The sequence below is a fragment of the Streptomyces sp. NPDC029044 genome (assembly GCF_040637495.1).
Taxonomy (GTDB): Bacteria; Actinomycetota; Actinomycetes; order Streptomycetales; family Streptomycetaceae; genus Streptomyces.
Map to the genome: position 1 here is coordinate 141532 of NZ_JBEZWN010000002.1, position 16577 is coordinate 158108.

Sequence of the window (16577 nt, forward strand, 5' to 3'; positions counted from 1 at the left end):
ACTCATTGCGTAAAGCTCATGACCCGATTGGATCTTCGGATGCGCTCGAATGCTCGTAAGGGGCAGGTCCGAACTGCCCTAGAGGAGCGAGAGTTGGGTCGGTCCGGCGGTCGGCGGCTCCTCGGCCGGCCGCTCGGGCCGGATCCGGCGCGGCATCCCCGCGCGCGTGGGCCCGATGCCGTACTCCTCGGCCAGTTCGTGCACCTGACGGGTGATCCGCCGCTGGTACCACTTCGGGGCGTAGGAGCCCTCCGCGTACAACCGCTCGTAGCGGGCCACCAGGTACGGGTGGTGCTGCCCCAGCCAGGCCATGAACCACTCGCGGGCGCCGGGCCGCAGATGCAGCACCAGCGGTGTCACGGACGTGGCGCCGGAGGCCGCGATCGCCCGCACCGTGGCGCGGAGCCGGGCGGGCGAGTCGCTCAGGAACGGGATCACCGGGGCCATCAGCACCCCGCAGCCGATGCCGTGCTCGGCCAGGGTGCGCACCACGTCGAGGCGCCGCTCGGGCGAGGGCGTGCCCGGCTCGACGGTGCGCCACAGCTCCTGGTCGGTGAAACCGACCGACACGGAGATGCCGACGTCGGTCACCTGTGCCGCCTGCTCGATCAGCTCCAGGTCGCGCAGGATGAGCGTGCCCTTGGTGAGGATCGAGAAGGGGTTGGCGTGGTCGCGCAGTGCCGAGATGATGCCCGGCATCAGCCGGTAGCGGCCCTCGGCGCGCTGGTAGCAGTCGACGTTGGTGCCCATGGCGATGTGCTCGCCCTGCCAGCGGCGCGAGCCGAGCTGCCGGCGCAGCAGCTCCGGCGCGTTGGTCTTCACCACGATCTGGCTGTCGAAGCCGAGGCCCGTGTCGAGGTCCAGGTAGCTGTGCGTCTTGCGTGCGAAGCAGTACACGCACGCGTGCGAGCAGCCCCGATAGGGGTTGACCGTCCATTGGAACGACATCCGCGAGACCGCCGGCACCCGGTTGATGATCGAGCGGGCCCGGATCTCGTGGAAGGTGATCCCGCGGAACTCCGGCGTGTCGAAGGTACGCGTGGTCACCGCGTCCGCGCCGAACAGCGCGGCATCGGCCCGGCTGTGTTCGGAGTCCGATGTGAGGTTCTCCCAGCGCATGACGCCTCCTCGGTAGCACTGACCACAGAATAGAACACATGTTCCCTTGATCGTGCGAGGGTGTTTTCCGAACGCGTTCGACCGGTTCGGCCACCCCGATTTGGGGGGCCGGGCGGCGGGGTGGTTGGCTTGCCCCGACCCCCGAGCAACCAGGTCCTGGAGGAAAGCGATGGCGCAGGTCGAAGCCACTACGGAGCGGATCGTCGCGGCGGACGCGGAGACGGTGTTCGACGCCCTCGCCGACTACAGCGGCACACGCGCGAAGCTGCTGCCCGAGCAGTTCAGCGAGTACGAGGTCCGGGAGGGCGGTGACGGCGAGGGCACCCTCGTCCACTGGAAGCTCCAGGCCACCAGCAAGCGCGTGCGCGACTGCCTTCTCGAGGTGAGCGAGCCCACCGACGGGGAGCTGGTCGAGAAGGACCGCAACTCCTCCATGGTCACCACCTGGCGGGTCACCCCGGCCGGTGAGGGCAAGTCCCGGGTCGTGGTGACCACCACGTGGACCGGCGCCGGCGGCATCGGCGGCTTCTTCGAGAAGACCTTCGCGCCCAAGGGCCTCGGCCGCATCTACGACGCGATGCTCACCAAGCTCGCCGCCGAGGTCGAGAAGTAGCCCGCCCAAGACGCGGACACCTCAAAGGTGTTGCCGCCCCTCACCGGTTCGGGTGATCTCCGTACGGCTCGCTCCGGTGCCGTAACTCGTCGCGCTTGCTCGTAGTTGTCGCTTTTACGCGGGAATTGTGCGGCAGCGCGACGAGGGGAGCGGTGAGTGGGCGGGATCACTCTGGCGCAGGACGAACCGGCGGTAGCGCCTCCCGACACCCCCGCACCCCCGCCGGATCCGGACACCGGACCGAGCCCGCGCCGGGTGCGGCTGGTCTTCTTCGCGCTCATGCTCGCGCTGCTCCTGGCCGCCCTGGAGCAGATGATCGTCGCCACGGCGCTCCCGAAGATCGTCGGTGAACTGCACGGCCTGGACCGCATGTCCTGGGCCATCACCGCCTACCTGCTCACCGCCACCGTCGGACTGCCGATCTACGGCAAGCTCGGCGATCTGCTGGGCCGCAAGGGCGTCTTCCAGTTCGCGATCGTCGTCTTCGTCGTCGGCTCCGCGCTCGCGGGCCGGGCACAGACCATGGACCAGCTCATCGCCTTCCGCGCCCTTCAGGGCGTCGGCGCGGGCGGTCTCATGATCGGCGTGCAGGCGATCATCGCGGACATCGTGCCGCCCCGGCAGCGCGGCCGCTACCTGGGCCTGATCGGCGCCGCCTTCGGCCTCGCCTCCGTGGCCGGGCCGCTGCTCGGCGGCTACTTCACGGACCACCTCTCCTGGCGCTGGTGCTTCTACGTCAACGTCCCCTTCGGCCTGGTCACCCTCGCCGTCGTCGCCGTCGCGCTGAAACTCCCCAAGCCGGCCGCCAGGGCCCGGCTGGACGTCCTCGGCGCGCTGCTGCTGACCGCCGCCTCCACCTGCCTGGTCCTCCTGACCAGCTGGGGCGGCACCGAGCACGCCTGGGACTCGCGCATGATCCTCGGCCTCGCGGCCGGAGCGGCGGCGGCGACCGTGCTCTTCCTCGTCACCGAGCACTTCGCCGTCGAACCCCTCATCCCGCTGCGGCTGTTCAGGGACTCCGTCTTCAACGTCACCGGCCTGGTCGGTCTCGTGGTCGGTGTCGCGCTGTTCGGCGCCGCCAGCTACCTGCCGACGTACCTCCAGATGGTCGACGGGGCCTCCGCCACCGAGTCGGGCCTGCTCATGCTGCCGATGATGGCCGGCATCGTCGGCGCCTCGGTCGTCGTCGGCCAGCTCATCAGCCACACCGGGCGATACAAGGCCTACCCGGTCCTCGGCGGCGCCCTCTCCGTCGCCGGCATGTGGCTGCTGTCGCGCCTGGAGGTGGGCACGCCCCGGCTGCACTACAGCATCTGGATGGCCGTCCTCGGCGCCGGCATCGGCATGGTGATGCCGGTGCTGATCCTCGCCGTGCAGAACTCCGTGCGCCCGGCCGACCTCGGCACCGCCACCAGTGCCAACAACTACTTCCGGCAGATCGGCGGCAGCGTCGGCGCCGCCGTCTTCGGCACGCTGTTCGCCGACCGGCTCACCTACGCCCTCGCCGAGCGCCTGCCCGCCCGCGCGGGCACCGGGCTGCCGGACCCCGAGTCCATCACCCCGCAGCTCGTGCACGCACTGCCCCCGGCCCTGCGCGACGGCTACATCCGGGCGTACGCGGACGCCATGCCGCGGATCTTCCTCTACCTGGTGCCGGTGCTCGTCCTCGGACTGGTCATCGCCCTCTTCCTCAAGGAGAAACCCCTGGTGACCCACAACGCCTCCGTCACCGACCAGGACACGGCGCCGGGGACGATCCCGCAGGCCCGGGCGTACGCCGCCGGCGGGCCCGTGTGCGGCTCGGTACAGCACCACGACGGGACGGTCGTGCCCCGCGCGGCGCTCACGCTCATCGACGCCACCGGGCAGCAGACGGGGCGGGGCGCCAGCGGCGAGGACGGGCGCTACGCGCTGGCCACCCCCGGCCCGGGCTCCTACGTGCTCATCGCCACGGCCGGCGGCCACCAGCCGCAGGCGGTCTCCGTGACCGTCGGCGAACGCCCCGTCGAACTCGACATCGTCCTCGGCGGCGCCGGAAACCTGATCGGCACCGTCGTCACCGCCGACGGCACGCCCGTACGGGACGCCACCGTCACGCTCACCAACGTGCACGGCGAGGTCGTGGCCACCACCCGCAGCGGCCGGGAGGGCGGTTACGTCATCACCGAACTCGTCGCCGGCGAGTACACCCTCGCCGCCGGCGCGCCCGCCTTCCGCCCGGCCGCCCTCCCCGTCACCGTCCAGGCCGCCCGCGAGACCCGCCGGGACATCGAGCTGGCCGGCGGAGCCGTGCTGCGCGGCACCGTCCGGGCGGGCGGCGGCCGGCCCGTCGAGGACGCCCGCGTGACACTGCTCGACGTGGCGGGCAACGTCGTCGACACCCTCACCACCGGCGCCGACGGCACGTTCCGCTTCGTCGACCTGTCCTCCGGCGAGTACACCGTCATCGCCGCGGGCTACCCGCCCGTCGCCACCGTGCTCCAGGTCGCCGGAGGAGGCCGCACCGAGCGGGATCTCCAGCTGAGCCACGACGACTGAACGGGCACCCGGCCGAGGACCGGACAGCACCGGCGGACGGGGTCGTGCGCCGGTGCGCGCCCAGCGCGGGCAATTCCCGCATTGCCTCACATCGCCACCGGCGGGCGCCGTACGGTGGTGACGCCGGCACAGATCTTGCGTCCGTGGGGAGAGAGGGCCTGGGCCATGGACCGTGGCACCGACAGGGCTGAGCAGGGCGCGGCGACGGAACCCGCCGAGCCCGGCCGTGTCCCCCTGGCCGTCGTCGTGGTCGACCGCGACGGCCTCGTGTCCCACTGGAGCCGCGGCGCTCGACGCCTGTTCGGCACCCCCAAGGAAGAGGCGATCGGCCGTACCGCCCTCGACCTGCTCCCCGTCTCCGGCGCCCTGTCCGAAGAGCCGGACGCCCCCGACACCGCCTGCGACGGTGTCGGCCCCGACCTGGAATCCTCCCTCGACGGAGGGCTCTCCTACCCGGCGGCGGGCCGCGCCCGGCTCACCGCTCCCGGCGACGGCCGCGTCGACGTCCTGTGGTGGGCCTACCCCTTGGTGGGCCCCGGGCCCGAGCGGCTGCTCGTGCTGGCCGCCGACGCGGACGGGCTGCGTGCGGGTGACGGGACGTTCGAGCGGATCGCCCCCGGCTTCGCGCTGCACACCGACTTCCCCGGGGCGGAGGACCTCGCCCGCCGCCTCCCCGAGATCCTGCCCAGCATGAGCGTGGGCGAGAGCGCCCGGATCGTCGGGCAGGTCCTCGAACTCGGCTATCCGATCCTGGAGTTCAGCCAGAACGACCGGGTTCCCGTGACCCCCGACTGGGGCGTGGCCCGGCGCGCCGAGCGCAAGGCGCGCCGCGAACGGGCCGCGCGGGCCCTGGCCGCTGGTGAACCCGTGCCGGAGGAGCTGCGGGACGAGGGTGAAGACCTCGAGTACGCCGCCGTCCGCGAGCGCCTGGAGTTCCTCAACGAGGTCAGCGGCCGCATCGGCACCTCCCTCGACCTGTCCCGCACGATCATCGAGGTCAGCAGGGCGGTCGTGCCCCGCTTCACCGACGTCGCCGGGACGTACCTGCGCGAACAGGTCGTCGCGGGCGAGGAGTTCGCGGACGGCGTGCCCGACACGACCACGATGTGGCACCGGGTCGCCGTCGAGCACACCGACGAACCCGGCCGCTGGGACGACGTCGTCCCCGTCGGCGAGGCCATGCCGTTCCCGGCGCACACGCCGTTCTTCCAGTGCATGACCAGCGGCGAACCCGTTCTCGTGCCGCGCATCAGCGAGGAGATGGGACACGCCATCGCCGCGCAGTTCGACAAGCGCGACATCCGGCCCCTCATCACCGGCCGCTCCATGCTGGTCGTACCCCTCAAAGCGCGCAACGTCGTGCTCGGCTTCATGATCCTTCTGCGCCATCCGGAGCGGCCCGTCTTCAACGACATGGACCGCGTCACCGGAGCCGAACTCGCCGCCCGCGCGGGCCTCGTGCTCGACAACGCGCGCATGTACACCTTGCAGGAGAACGTCGCCGAGACGCTCCAGGACAGCATGCTGCCGCACATCCCGCCCCGCATGGCGGGCTGTGACATCGCCACCCGCTATCTGCCGGGCACGCTGCTCGGCCGGGTCGGCGGTGACTGGTTCGACGCGGTGAAACTGCACGGAGGGCGCACCGCGTTCGTCGTCGGCGACGTCATGGGCCACGGCCTGAACTCGGCGGCGATGATGGGCCAGTTGCGCACGGCCGTGCAGACCATGGCAGGGCTCGACCTGCCGCCCGCCCAGCTGCTGCGCCACCTCGACGACCTCGCCCAGCGCCTCGGCGACACCTACCTGGCGACCTGCCTCTACGCCGTCTACGACCCGATCGCCGGCGAGCTCCACCTCGCCAACGCCGGGCACATCCCGCCCGTCCTGGTCCGGGCCGCCGACGGCCGCAGCGAACTGCTGGACCTGCCCACGGGTGCGCCCATCGGCGTCGGAGGAGTGCCCTTCGAGTCGGTACGCGTGCGCGTGGAGCCCGGCGACCGGCTCGTGATGTGCACCGACGGGCTGGTCGAGGTGCGCGGCGAGGACATCGGGGTCGGTCTCGCCACCCTCTGCGAGTCGGCCGCGCACCCCGCCGCGTCGATGGACGACGCCTGCGACACCATCATCCGGGCCCTCAACACGCGCGGTGGCCGCAAGGACGACGTGGCACTGCTGATGGCCCGCCTGGGCGGCATCGAGCCGGACGACGTGGGCGAATGGCGCCTCGCGCTCGACCCGGCCGAGGTGAGCCGGGCCCGAGCGGCGGTCCGCGAGCAACTGCACGAGTGGGGCCTGGTCAAGCTGGTCGCGCCCGCCGAACTCCTGGTCGGCGAACTCGTCACCAACGCCGTACGGCACTCCCGCGCCCGCCCCGTCGAACTGCGCCTGGTCCGCGGCGACACCCTGCTGTGCGAGGTGGACGACGACGACCACGAGCTGCCGAAACTGCTCGACGTGGGCCCGCTCGACGAGGCCGGGCGCGGTCTGCGCCTCGTCAGCACCCTGTCCCGCGCGTGGGGGACCAGCCGGACCAAGACCGGCAAGACGGTCTGGTTCGAGCTGACGCTGCCGCGCCGCTGAACACCGCCGCCCCGAACGGGGCTCGAAGGTACGTGCCGCGTTCTTGTGGCCGGGGCCGGGGCACGATACACCGTACTCGCCCGTCGCACGGCGGGGATCGTACGCACCCCTGGGGAGTGGGCCATGAGCGTGACGAGTCGGTACCGGGAGGCCTGGGAGGGTTTCTGGCGTGAGGCGTCCGCCGAACCCGGGGCGGTGTTCTGGGACGCGGAACCGGTCCTGACCGTGGGCCCCCATCTGGCGCTCTTCGAGCCGTACCTGACCGATCCCGCCCTGCCGCTGGTGGACCTCGGCTGCGGCAACGGCACCCAGACCCGCTACCTCGCCGACCGCTTCCCGCGGGTCCTGGGTGTCGACCTGTCCGCCGCGGCCCTCGACCACGCCCGGCGCTGCGACCCGGCGGGACAGGCCGCCTACCGTCAGCTGGACGCCGCCGGGAAGGACGAGGCCCAGGCCCTGCACGCGGAACTCGGCGACACCAACGTCTACATGCGGGGCGTCCTGCACCAGTGCGAACCGGACGACCGGCAGCCTCTGGTCGACGGTATCGCCACGCTGGTCGGCGACCGCGGCCGCGCCTGCCTCGTGGAGCTCTCGGGCGCCGCCAAGCAGGTACTGGGGGGCCTGGCGGGCGGCCCGGACGGTCCGCCGCCCAAGCTCGCGCCCGTGTTCCGGCACGGCCTCGCGCCCGGCGAGGTCGCGGACGAGGCCGTGCCCGAGTACCTGCGCTCGGCCGGCCTCACCGTCCTGGCGAGCGGCCGGCTGCCCCTGAAGACCACGGAGTACCGGCCCGACGGCACCCGCATCGAGCTGCCCTCCACCTGGCTGGTGGCGGGGCGCACGGCCTGAGGCGGGCGGTCGGCGGCCGTCGCCGCCGGGCTGCCGGACGGGCCGGGTGCAGGGCCATGCCGGACGCCGTCTGGTGGGCGATGGATTTGTCGATGTACGGTCACTCTGACCCGTTCCGTGCACCCCCTCGCCCCCGCGGAGGACCGTCATGCCGATGCCCTGGTTACGGATGCTGGTCGCGTCGGCGGTGTCGACCGTGCTGGTCGGCACAGCGGCCGTCACGACCGTCGCCGCACCGGACCGACGCGGGGTGGAGGACTCCGTGCACACCGCGGGGCGGGTCCAGGACGCCGGTGACGTGCTCCGGTACAGCTGGCCCGGCGTCTACTTCGAGGGCCGGGTCCGGGGCACCGGCGTGGGCGTCGTGCTCGACGATCCGGCCGCCGACTACGACGTCCAGGTCGACGGGGCCACCGTCGCGACCCTCACCGCGCCGGGTAGGACCACCCACTGGGTCAGGGGCCTGCGCGAGGGCGTGCACACCGTCCGGCTCGTCAAGCGCAACGACACTCCGTGGAGCACCAGCGCCTTCGGCGGTTTCGTCGCCGCACCCGGCGGTGCCGTCCTGGCCAGGCCGGCCGCCCGCAGCCGCCAGATCGAATTCATCGGCGACTCCCTCACGGCCGGCTACGGAAACCTCTCGACCTCCCGCGACTGCGACGGCGAGCAGCTCAAGCGCACCACCAACGCCGACGTGAGCTACGGCGCCCTCACCGCCCGGGGACTGCGCGCCGACTACCAGATCAACGCGTACTCGGGCCAGGGGATGGTGCGCAACTACAACGGCGGCTCCCCGGAGGTGAACTACCGCACCTTCTACGACCGTGCGCTGCTGAACGTGCCGGGCGACGTCTGGCAGAACCCGGGCACCTGGCGCCCGCGGCTGGTGGTGGTCCACCTCGGCACGAACGACTTCTCGACCCCCGTCAACCCGGGCGAGCCCTGGACGGACGAGAGCCTCGCCACCGCCTACCGCAGCGCCTACAGCGGCTTCCTCGCCAAGCTGCGCAAGCGTTACGGCCCCGCGACCACCATCCTGGCCGCGGGCACCGGCCCCTTCGCCGGCCATGTCGAACACGTCGTCCGGGAGCGCACCGCCGCGGGCGACCGCGGGGTCCGCCACTGGCCCCTCGACACCACCGGCCTGGACCACACCGGCTGCCACTGGCACTACTCGGCCCGCGACCACCGGCTGCTGGCCGACCGCCTCACCGCGTTCCTCGCCGACCTGCCGATCCGTTGGTGACCACCTCGTAGCCCGTTGCGCGCACAGCGCGTAACGTGACGAACCATGAAGATCTCCGCCCTGGACGGCTCGTCATGAGAATCCTCATCAGCGCCGACATGGAGGGCGCCACCGGCGTCACCTGGCCCGACGACGTGATGCCGGGCGCCTCCCAGTGGGAGCGCTGCCGCTCGCTGTTCACCTCCGACGTCAACGCCGCCGTACAGGGCTTCTACGACGGCGGCGCCGATGAGGTGATCATCAACGAGGCGCATTCCACCATGCGCAACCTGCTGCTGGAGCAGCTGGACGACCGCGCCCAGATGCTCACCGGCCGGCACAAGGCGCTGTCCATGGTGGAGGGCGTGCAGCACGGCGACGTCGACGGCATCGCGTTCGTCGGCTACCACGCGGGCGCCGGCATGGAGGGCGTACTCGCCCACACCTATCTCGCGAACCAGATCACGGGCGTCTGGCTGAACGACGTACGGGCGAGCGAGGGGCTGCTCAACGCCCATGTCGTCGCCGAGTACGGAGTGCCGGTCGTGCTGGTCACGGGGGACGACGTCGCCTGCGAGGACGCGCTCGGCTACGCGCCCGAGGCGCTGAAGGTCGCGGTGAAGGACCATGTGTCGCGCTACGCGGCCGTGTGCCGCACTCCCGGTCGCACCGCGGCCGACATCCGGGCGGCGGCCAAGGAGGCCGCCGCACTGGCGGTGCGTCACGAACCCGTGCACGCAGGACCGTTCACCGTGGCCGTGGAGTTCGACGCGGAGCACCTGGCGATGGCCGCCACCGTCGTCCCGGGTGTGGACCGGATCGGGGAACGGAAGGTGGCCTGCACGAGCGAGACCATGTACGAGGGCATCCGCGCCTTCAAGGCGGTCACCACGATCGTCTCGGCCGCGGTGGAGGAGCAGTATGGCTGAGCAGGCGGACGCGTCCGCGCTGGACGAGGTCGTGGCCTTCACGTCCGACCTCATCAGGATCGACACCACCAACCGGGGCGGCGGCGACTGCCGGGAGCGGCCCGCCGCCGAGTACGCCGCCGCACGGCTCGCCGACGCCGGGATCGAACCGGTCCTGCTGGAGCGCGCACGGGGGCGTACCAACGTCGTCGCCCGGATCGAGGGCACCGACCCCTCGGCCGACGCCCTGCTGCTCCACGGCCACCTGGACGTCGTGCCCGCGGCGGCCGCCGACTGGAGCGTGCACCCGTTCTCCGGGGAGATCCGCGACGGGGTCGTCTGGGGACGCGGCGCCGTCGACATGAAGAACATGGACGCGATGATCCTGGCCGTCGTGCGCGGCTGGGCCCGCCAGGGTGTCCGCCCCCGCCGGGACATCGTCATCGCGTTCACCGCGGACGAGGAGGCCAGCGCCGAGGACGGATCCGGGTTCCTCGCCGACGAGCACCCCGAACTGTTCGAGGGCTGCACCGAAGGCGTCAGCGAGTCGGGCGCCTTCACCTTCCACGACGGCGGCGGGCGGCAGATCTACCCGATCGCGGCCGGGGAACGCGGCACCGCATGGCTGAAGCTCACCGCCCGCGGACGCGCCGGCCACGGCTCCAAGGTCAACCGGGACAACGCCGTGACCCACCTCGCGGGCGCGATCGCCCGGATCGGCGCGCACGAGTGGCCGCTGCGGCTCACCCCTACCGTGCGTGCCGCGCTCACCGAACTCGCCGCCGTCTATGGTGTCGAGACCGACCTCACCGACGTCGACACGCTGCTGGACAAGCTCGGCCCGGCCGCCGCGCTCGTCGAGCCGACCCTGCGCAACAGCGCCAACCCGACCATGCTGGACGCCGGTTACAAGATCAATGTCATTCCCGGGGAGGCCGTGGCGCACGTGGACGGCCGGTACATGCCCGGCGGCGAGGAGGAGTTCCGCAGCACCCTCGACCGGCTCACCGGGCCGGACGTGGACTGGGAGTTCCACCACCGCGAGGTCGCCCTTCAGTCGCCGGTCGACTCGGCGACGTTCGCGGGCATGCGGGCCGCCGTCGAGGAGTTCGCGCCGGAGGGCCACGTCGTGCCGTTCTGCATGTCCGGCGGCACCGACGCCAAGCAGTTCTCCCGCCTCGGCATCACCGGCTACGGCTTCACCCCGCTGAAGCTGCCGGACGGCTACGACTACGCGGCCATGTTCCACGGGGTCGACGAACGGGTACCGGTCGAGGCGCTGCACTTCGGTGTCCGCGTACTCGACCGGTTCCTGCGGACGGCCTAGGAGAGTGGGGGAGACGGTGCGGACGCTGGCCTACGGGGCGTGGCCCTCGCCCATCGACGCGGCCCTGACCGCCGCGCACGACGGGCACCCGGAGTACGTGGGCTTCGTCGGCGACGAGGTGTGGTGGACCGAGCCGCGCCCCGCCGAAGGCGGCCGGCGCACCCTGGTACGGCGGCACGCCGACGGCCGGGAGGAGCCCCTGCTGCCCGCGCCGTGGAACGTGCGCAGCCGGGTCATCGAGTACGGCGGGCACCCGTGGGCCGCGCTCCCCGGTGAGGCCGGACCGCTGGTGGTGTTCGTGAACTTCGCCGACCAGCGGCTGTACCGCTGCGAGCCGGGCGGCGAACCCCGACCGCTCACCCCCGTGTCCTCCGTCGGCGCGGGCCTGCGCTGGGCCGAGCCGCTGCCGCTGCCCTCACGGGGCGAAGTGTGGTGCGTGCTGGAGGAGTTCACCGGCGAGGGACCCACCGACGTGCGCCGCGTCCTGGCCGCCGTACCGCTGGACGGATCCGCGGCCCGGGACCGGAGCGCCGTACGCGAACTCACCGACGGCCGGCACCGGTTCGTCACCGGACCGAAGCTCTCGCCCGACGGGCGGCGGGCCGCCTGGCTCGCCTGGGACCATCCCTGCATGCCCTGGGACGGCACCGAGCTGCTCCTCGCCGAGGTCGCGCCCGACGGCACCCTGCGCGACGCCCGGGCCGTGGCGGGCGGCCCCGGCGAGTCCATCGCCCAGGCCGACTGGACCCACGACGGCCGTCTGCTGCACGCGAGCGACCGCACCGGCTGGTGGAACCTCTACCTCGACGGACAGCCGCTGTGCCCGCGCGAGGAGGAGTTCGGCGGCGCGCTGTGGAAGCTGGGCTCGAGATGGTTCACGCCGCTCGACAGCGGGCTGATCGCCGTCGTGCACGGCCGGGGCGCCACCGCCCTCGGCGTCCTGGACCCCGAGACCGGCGAGGTCGTCGACGCGGCCGGGCCCTGGACCGAGTTCGCCCCCACCCTCGCCGCCCACGGCGAACGGGTCGTCGCCGTCGGGGCCAGCCCGCGCAGCGCCTACGAGGTCGTGGAGCTGGACGCCCGCACCGGCCGGGCCCGGGTCGTCGGCGCCGAGCACGACGACGCCGTCGATCCCGCGTACTACCCCGAGCCGCAGATCCGCACCTTCACCGGCCCCGACGGGCGCGACATCCACGCCCACATCTATCCGCCGCACCACCCCGGATGCGTGGCGCCCGGCGACGAACTGCCGCCCTACGTCGTCTGGGCGCACGGCGGACCCACCGGCCGGGCCCCGCTCGTGCTCGACCTGGAGATCGCCTACTTCACCTCGCGCGGCATCGGCGTCGCCGAGGTGAACTACGGCGGCTCCACCGGCTACGGCCGCTCCTACCGCGAGCGGCTGCGCGAACAGTGGGGCGTGGTGGACGTCGAGGACTGCGCCGCCGTCGCCCTGGCCCTCGCCGACGAGGGCACCGCCGACCGCGGCCGGCTCGCCGTCCGGGGCGGCAGCGCGGGCGGCTGGACCGCGGCCGCCTCGCTGACCACGACCGGCGTCTACGCCTGCGGCACCATCAAGTACCCGATCCTGGACCTGGCCGGCTGGGGCACGGGGGAGACCCACGACTTCGAATCGCGGTACCTGGAGGGCCTGATCGGGCCGCTCGCCGAGGTGCCCGCCCGGTACGCGGAGCGCTCGCCCGCCGCCCACGCCGACCGCCTCACCGTGCCGTTCCTGCTGCTCCAGGGCCTGGACGACGTGATCTGCCCGCCCGTCCAGTGCGAGCGGTTCCTGGCCCGCCTGGAGGGCCGGAGGGTGCCGCACGCCTATCTCGCCTTCGAGGGGGAGGGGCACGGCTTCCGTAAGGCGGAGACCATGGTGCGCGCCCTGGAGGCCGAACTCTCCCTCTACGCACAGGTGTTCCGCCTCGAACCGCCCGGCGTCCCCACTCTGGAGCTCAGCAGGTGAACCAGCTCGTCCGACCGCCCCGGCTCGCCCCCGGCGCCCGCGTCGCCGTCGTCGCACCCAGCGGGCCGGTGCCCGAGGAACGCCTCCAGGCCGGGCTCGACATCCTGCGCGGCTGGGACCTCGACCCCCTGGTGGCACCCCATGTGCTGGGCAGACACCGGGAGTTGGACTACCTCGCCGGCGCGGACGAGCAGCGCGCCGCCGACCTCCAGGCCGCCTGGTGCGACCCTTCCGTCGCGGCCGTGCTCTGCGCCCGGGGCGGCTACGGGGCGCAGCGCATGGTCGACCTGCTCGACTGGGACGTCATGCGGTCCGCGGGCCCGAAGGTGTTCGCCGGGTTCAGCGACGTCACCGTCCTGCACCAGGCCTTCGCCAACCGGCTGGGGCTGGTCACCCTGTACGGGCCCGCCGCCGCCGGCGTCGACTTCCTCAAGAACACCCGGGCTCAGGACCATCTGCGGGCCACCCTCTTCGAGCCGGAGTCCGTGACGACCCTGACAGCCGTGCCCCCGGGCGGCACCGCTCTGGTCCCGGGCCGCGCCCGGGGCGTCACCCTGGGCGGGTGCCTGAGCCTGCTCGCGAGCGACCTCGGCACCCCGCACGCGCACCCCGGGGCGCGCGGTGGACTGCTGCTCGTCGAGGACGTCGGCGAGAGCCCGTACCGCCTGGACCGGTACCTGACCCAACTCCTGCGCGCCGGCTGGCTCGACGGGGTGGCCGGGATCGTGCTCGGCTCCTGGGAGGCGTGCGGCCCGCGGGAGGCGCTGCGCGCGGTCTTCGCGGACCGGCTCGGCGGTCTGGGCGTCCCGGTCGTGGAGGAGTTCGGGTTCGGGCACGGGGAGGGCGCGCTGACCATGCCCCTCGGGGTCCGGGCCGAACTGGACGCCCGAGCGGGCACGTTGACGCTCGACGAACCGGCCCTGGGGTGAGCATCCCGCTACTGAAATGCTGTCAAGAAACCCTCGTTTCGGTGATTGACGGCCTCTGACACGTGTCACACCATGACAACCGGCCGGTACCTACTGGTCGGTATCCGGGTTGCCCTCACCGTGGAGGTCCGAGTGTCCCGACGCGTGCCCAGATTCCGTGCCCCCCTCGTCCTCGCCCTGGGCGCCGCCCTGGCCCTGCCCCTCACGCCGCCCGCCACCGCCGCCGACACCTACACCGTCACACCGCTGAAGTTCACCGTCCGGGCCGGAGAACGGACCTGCACCGTCGACGCCGACCTGTACCGTCCCGCGGGCGTGGACCGCGACCACCCGGCGCCCGCCGTGCTCGGCACCAACGGCTTCGGCGGCAGCAAGTCGGACGGCTCCACGGACACCATCGGCAAGGCCTTCGCCCAGCGCGGCTACGTCTCGCTCATCTACTCCGGGCTCGGATTCGGCCGCAGCGGCTGCCTCGTCTCCCTCGACGACCCGGACGTCGACGGCGCGGCGGCCGCACAGCTCGTCGACTTCCTCGGCGGCAAGCGCGCCGCCGACGACGGCACCACCGCCGACTTCGTCACACGGGACGCTCCGGGAGACCCCCGGGTCGGCATGATCGGCGGATCGTACGGCGGCGCCGTGCAGCTGGCCACGGCCGCCGTCGACCACCGCCTCGACGCGCTCGTCCCGATGATCACCTGGAACGACCTGGCCTACTCGCTCGATCCCAACAACGCCGCCGGCGGCACGGGCGTCCCCGGCGTCTTCAAATGGCAGTGGACGAACGGCTTCTACCTCATCGGCGAGGGCCAGCCGCTGCTCCAGCCCGCCCTCGACCCCTCCCGCATCAACTCCCTGGCCTGCCTGCACTTCGTCACCGAGGCCTGCCGGACCGTCCACACCCTGAACTCCGGCAGCTACCCGGCCGACCGCACCGCCGAGCTGCTCGCCTTCGCCCACCGTGTCTCCCCGGTGTCGTACCTCCACCGCGTCCGCACGCCGACCCTGCTGGTCCAGGGGCAGGCCGACACCCTGTTCAACCTCAACGAGGCCACCGCCACGTACCGGACGCTCAAGGCCCAGGGCACGCCCGTCAAGATGATCTGGCAGTCCTGGGGCCACAGCGGCGGACTCACCGGCCCGGCCGCCGGTGAACTCGACCTGTCCCGGGGCAACCTGGAGTCCAGCTACGTCGGCCGGCGCGTCCTGGCCTGGTTCGACCGTCATCTGCGCGGGCGGACCCACGTCGACACCGGACCGGCCTTCGCCTACTACCGCGACTGGATCACCGACCCCGACCGCACCTACGCCACCGCGAGCCGGCTCCCGGCCACCGGCCGCACCCTGTACCTCTCCGGCGACGGCAGACTCGTGGACCGACGCGACGAGGTCACCGCCGACAGCCGCCGCTACACCAACTGGCCCATCCCCACGAGCCATTCGGAAAGCTCCCTGTCCGGCCTCATCGGCCTGCCGGACACGCCGCCGCGCGACACCAAGGGCACCTACCTCGACTGGACGAGCGAGCCGCTGGAACGCCCCCTCGACGTCGTCGGCGCACCCCGGGCCACGCTCAAGGTGGTCTCCCCGAAGGCCGAGCGCACCCAGGACTCCGCCGACGCGGCCGACAAGCTCGTCCTGTTCGCCAAGCTCTACGACGTCGCCCCCGACGGCACCCGCACCCTGGTGCGCCGCCTGGTCGCGCCGGTCCGCGTCCCGGACGTCACCCGGAGCTTCACCGTCACCCTGCCCGGCATCGTGCACCGGTACCAGGCCGGGCACCGGCTGCGGTTCGTGATCGCCGCGAGCGACGACGCGTACTTCGGCAACCGGGGGATCAAGCCCGTGACCGTGATCAGCGGGCCGCGGAACACCGGAGTGCTCCGGCTGCCGGTCGCCGGCTCCTGACGCCCCGACTGGGGAGGGACAGCCCGCGCGGTTACTGTGGCGGGGTGCCGCACCACGCATCCCGACACCTCGCCGAAGGCCCCCGGGTGGGCATACGCCACTTCACCTACGAGGACGGTGCCGAATTCACCGCCCGCGCCCGGGAGAGCAAGGACCTGCACCACCCGTGGCTCTTCCCGCCCACCACGGCGCAGGCCTACACCGCCTACGCGGGCCGGCTGATCGAGGACCCCTCCAAAGCCGGGTTCCTGGTCTGCGACAAGGGTGACGGGGCCATCGCCGGGTTCATCAACATCAACAACATCGTCGAGGGCGGCTTCCAGTCCGGGGCGCTGGGCTACGGCGCCTTCGCGCACGCCGCCGGGCGCGGGCTGATGCGCGAAGGGCTGGACCTCGTCGTGGGTCACGCGTTCGGCCCGATGCGGCTGCACCGGCTGGAGATCAACGTCCAGCCGGGGAACACCGCGTCGATCGCCCTGGCCCGCGGCTGCGGGTTCCGCCTGGAGGGCTTCTCGCCGAAGATGCTCTTCGTCGACGGGGCCTGGCGCGACCACCAACGCTGGGCGATCACCACCGAGATGATCACCCGGCCGGGCCGGCCCTGAGCCC

The 16577-nt window shown here is 72.6% G+C and carries 12 protein-coding genes; 11 read left to right on the top strand and 1 reads right to left on the bottom strand.

Features of this window, described 5'->3' with window-relative positions; genetic code table 11:
* Positions 1-78 precede the first annotated feature (78 nt).
* Complete coding sequence (locus tag AB0E85_RS02600; RefSeq protein ID WP_361921673.1) at positions 79-1119, bottom strand: Rv2578c family radical SAM protein; 1041 nt, start codon at positions 1117-1119, stop codon at positions 79-81.
* A gap of 169 nt (positions 1120-1288) precedes the next feature.
* On the opposite strand from AB0E85_RS02600, the gene AB0E85_RS02605 reads away from it, so the two are divergent.
* The 11 genes from AB0E85_RS02605 to AB0E85_RS02655 all read left to right on the top strand — a co-directional run bounded on the left by AB0E85_RS02605 (position 1289) and on the right by AB0E85_RS02655 (position 16573).
* Positions 1289-1732: an SRPBCC family protein gene (locus AB0E85_RS02605; protein WP_030843880.1), complete on the top strand. Its 444-nt coding sequence runs from the start codon at positions 1289-1291 to the stop codon at positions 1730-1732.
* A 156-nt stretch (positions 1733-1888) separates the two neighbouring features.
* Positions 1889-4270 (top strand): MFS transporter, encoded by a 2382-nt coding sequence (locus AB0E85_RS02610; protein WP_361921675.1) that lies wholly within the window; start codon positions 1889-1891, stop codon positions 4268-4270.
* A gap of 165 nt (positions 4271-4435) precedes the next feature.
* Complete coding sequence (locus AB0E85_RS02615) at positions 4436-6853, top strand: SpoIIE family protein phosphatase (protein ID WP_361921677.1); 2418 nt, start codon at positions 4436-4438, stop codon at positions 6851-6853.
* A 123-nt stretch (positions 6854-6976) separates the two neighbouring features.
* Entirely contained in the window at positions 6977-7702 is a 726-nt protein-coding gene (locus AB0E85_RS02620; RefSeq protein WP_361921679.1) for a methyltransferase, read from the top strand.
* Between the two features lie 154 nt (positions 7703-7856).
* Positions 7857-8948 (top strand): GDSL-type esterase/lipase family protein, encoded by a 1092-nt coding sequence (locus AB0E85_RS02625; protein ID WP_361921680.1) that lies wholly within the window; start codon positions 7857-7859, stop codon positions 8946-8948.
* A gap of 74 nt (positions 8949-9022) precedes the next feature.
* The gene (locus tag AB0E85_RS02630) at positions 9023-9856 is read left to right on the top strand and encodes a M55 family metallopeptidase (protein WP_361921682.1); all 834 of its coding nucleotides are present in this window, start codon (positions 9023-9025) and stop codon (positions 9854-9856) included.
* Positions 9849-11162, top strand: a complete 1314-nt coding sequence (locus AB0E85_RS02635; protein WP_361921683.1) for a M20/M25/M40 family metallo-hydrolase — start codon at positions 9849-9851, stop codon at positions 11160-11162. Before AB0E85_RS02630 ends, AB0E85_RS02635 begins: the two co-directional genes overlap by 8 nt.
* 4 nt (positions 11163-11166) lie before the next feature.
* Positions 11167-13131: a prolyl oligopeptidase family serine peptidase gene (locus AB0E85_RS02640; RefSeq protein ID WP_361921685.1), complete on the top strand. Its 1965-nt coding sequence runs from the start codon at positions 11167-11169 to the stop codon at positions 13129-13131.
* Positions 13128-14060 carry an LD-carboxypeptidase gene (locus AB0E85_RS02645; RefSeq protein WP_361921687.1) on the top strand — a complete coding sequence of 311 codons (933 nt, stop codon included), beginning with the start codon at positions 13128-13130 and terminating at the stop codon, positions 14058-14060. Before AB0E85_RS02640 ends, AB0E85_RS02645 begins: the two co-directional genes overlap by 4 nt.
* Before the next feature lie 72 nt (positions 14061-14132).
* Complete coding sequence (locus AB0E85_RS02650; protein ID WP_361921688.1) at positions 14133-15968, top strand: CocE/NonD family hydrolase; 1836 nt, start codon at positions 14133-14135, stop codon at positions 15966-15968.
* Positions 15969-16012: 44 nt separating this feature from the next.
* Positions 16013-16573 (top strand): GNAT family protein, encoded by a 561-nt coding sequence (locus AB0E85_RS02655; protein WP_361921690.1) that lies wholly within the window; start codon positions 16013-16015, stop codon positions 16571-16573.
* Positions 16574-16577 lie beyond the last annotated feature (4 nt).

Bases quoted from the DNA above. Each gene is read 5' to 3' on its own strand.
- AB0E85_RS02600 (WP_361921673.1), bottom strand. From the start codon at position 1,119: ATGCGCTGGGAGAACCTCACATCGGACTCCGAACACAGCCGGGCCGAT.
- AB0E85_RS02605 (WP_030843880.1), top strand. From the start codon at position 1,289: ATGGCGCAGGTCGAAGCCACTACGGAGCGGATCGTCGCGGCGGACGCG.
- AB0E85_RS02615 (WP_361921677.1), top strand. From the start codon at position 4,436: ATGGACCGTGGCACCGACAGGGCTGAGCAGGGCGCGGCGACGGAACCC.
- AB0E85_RS02620 (WP_361921679.1), top strand. From the start codon at position 6,977: ATGAGCGTGACGAGTCGGTACCGGGAGGCCTGGGAGGGTTTCTGGCGT.
- AB0E85_RS02625 (WP_361921680.1), top strand. From the start codon at position 7,857: ATGCCCTGGTTACGGATGCTGGTCGCGTCGGCGGTGTCGACCGTGCTG.
- AB0E85_RS02630 (WP_361921682.1), top strand. From the start codon at position 9,023: ATGAGAATCCTCATCAGCGCCGACATGGAGGGCGCCACCGGCGTCACC.
- AB0E85_RS02635 (WP_361921683.1), top strand. From the start codon at position 9,849: ATGGCTGAGCAGGCGGACGCGTCCGCGCTGGACGAGGTCGTGGCCTTC.
- AB0E85_RS02650 (WP_361921688.1), top strand. From the start codon at position 14,133: ATGACAACCGGCCGGTACCTACTGGTCGGTATCCGGGTTGCCCTCACC.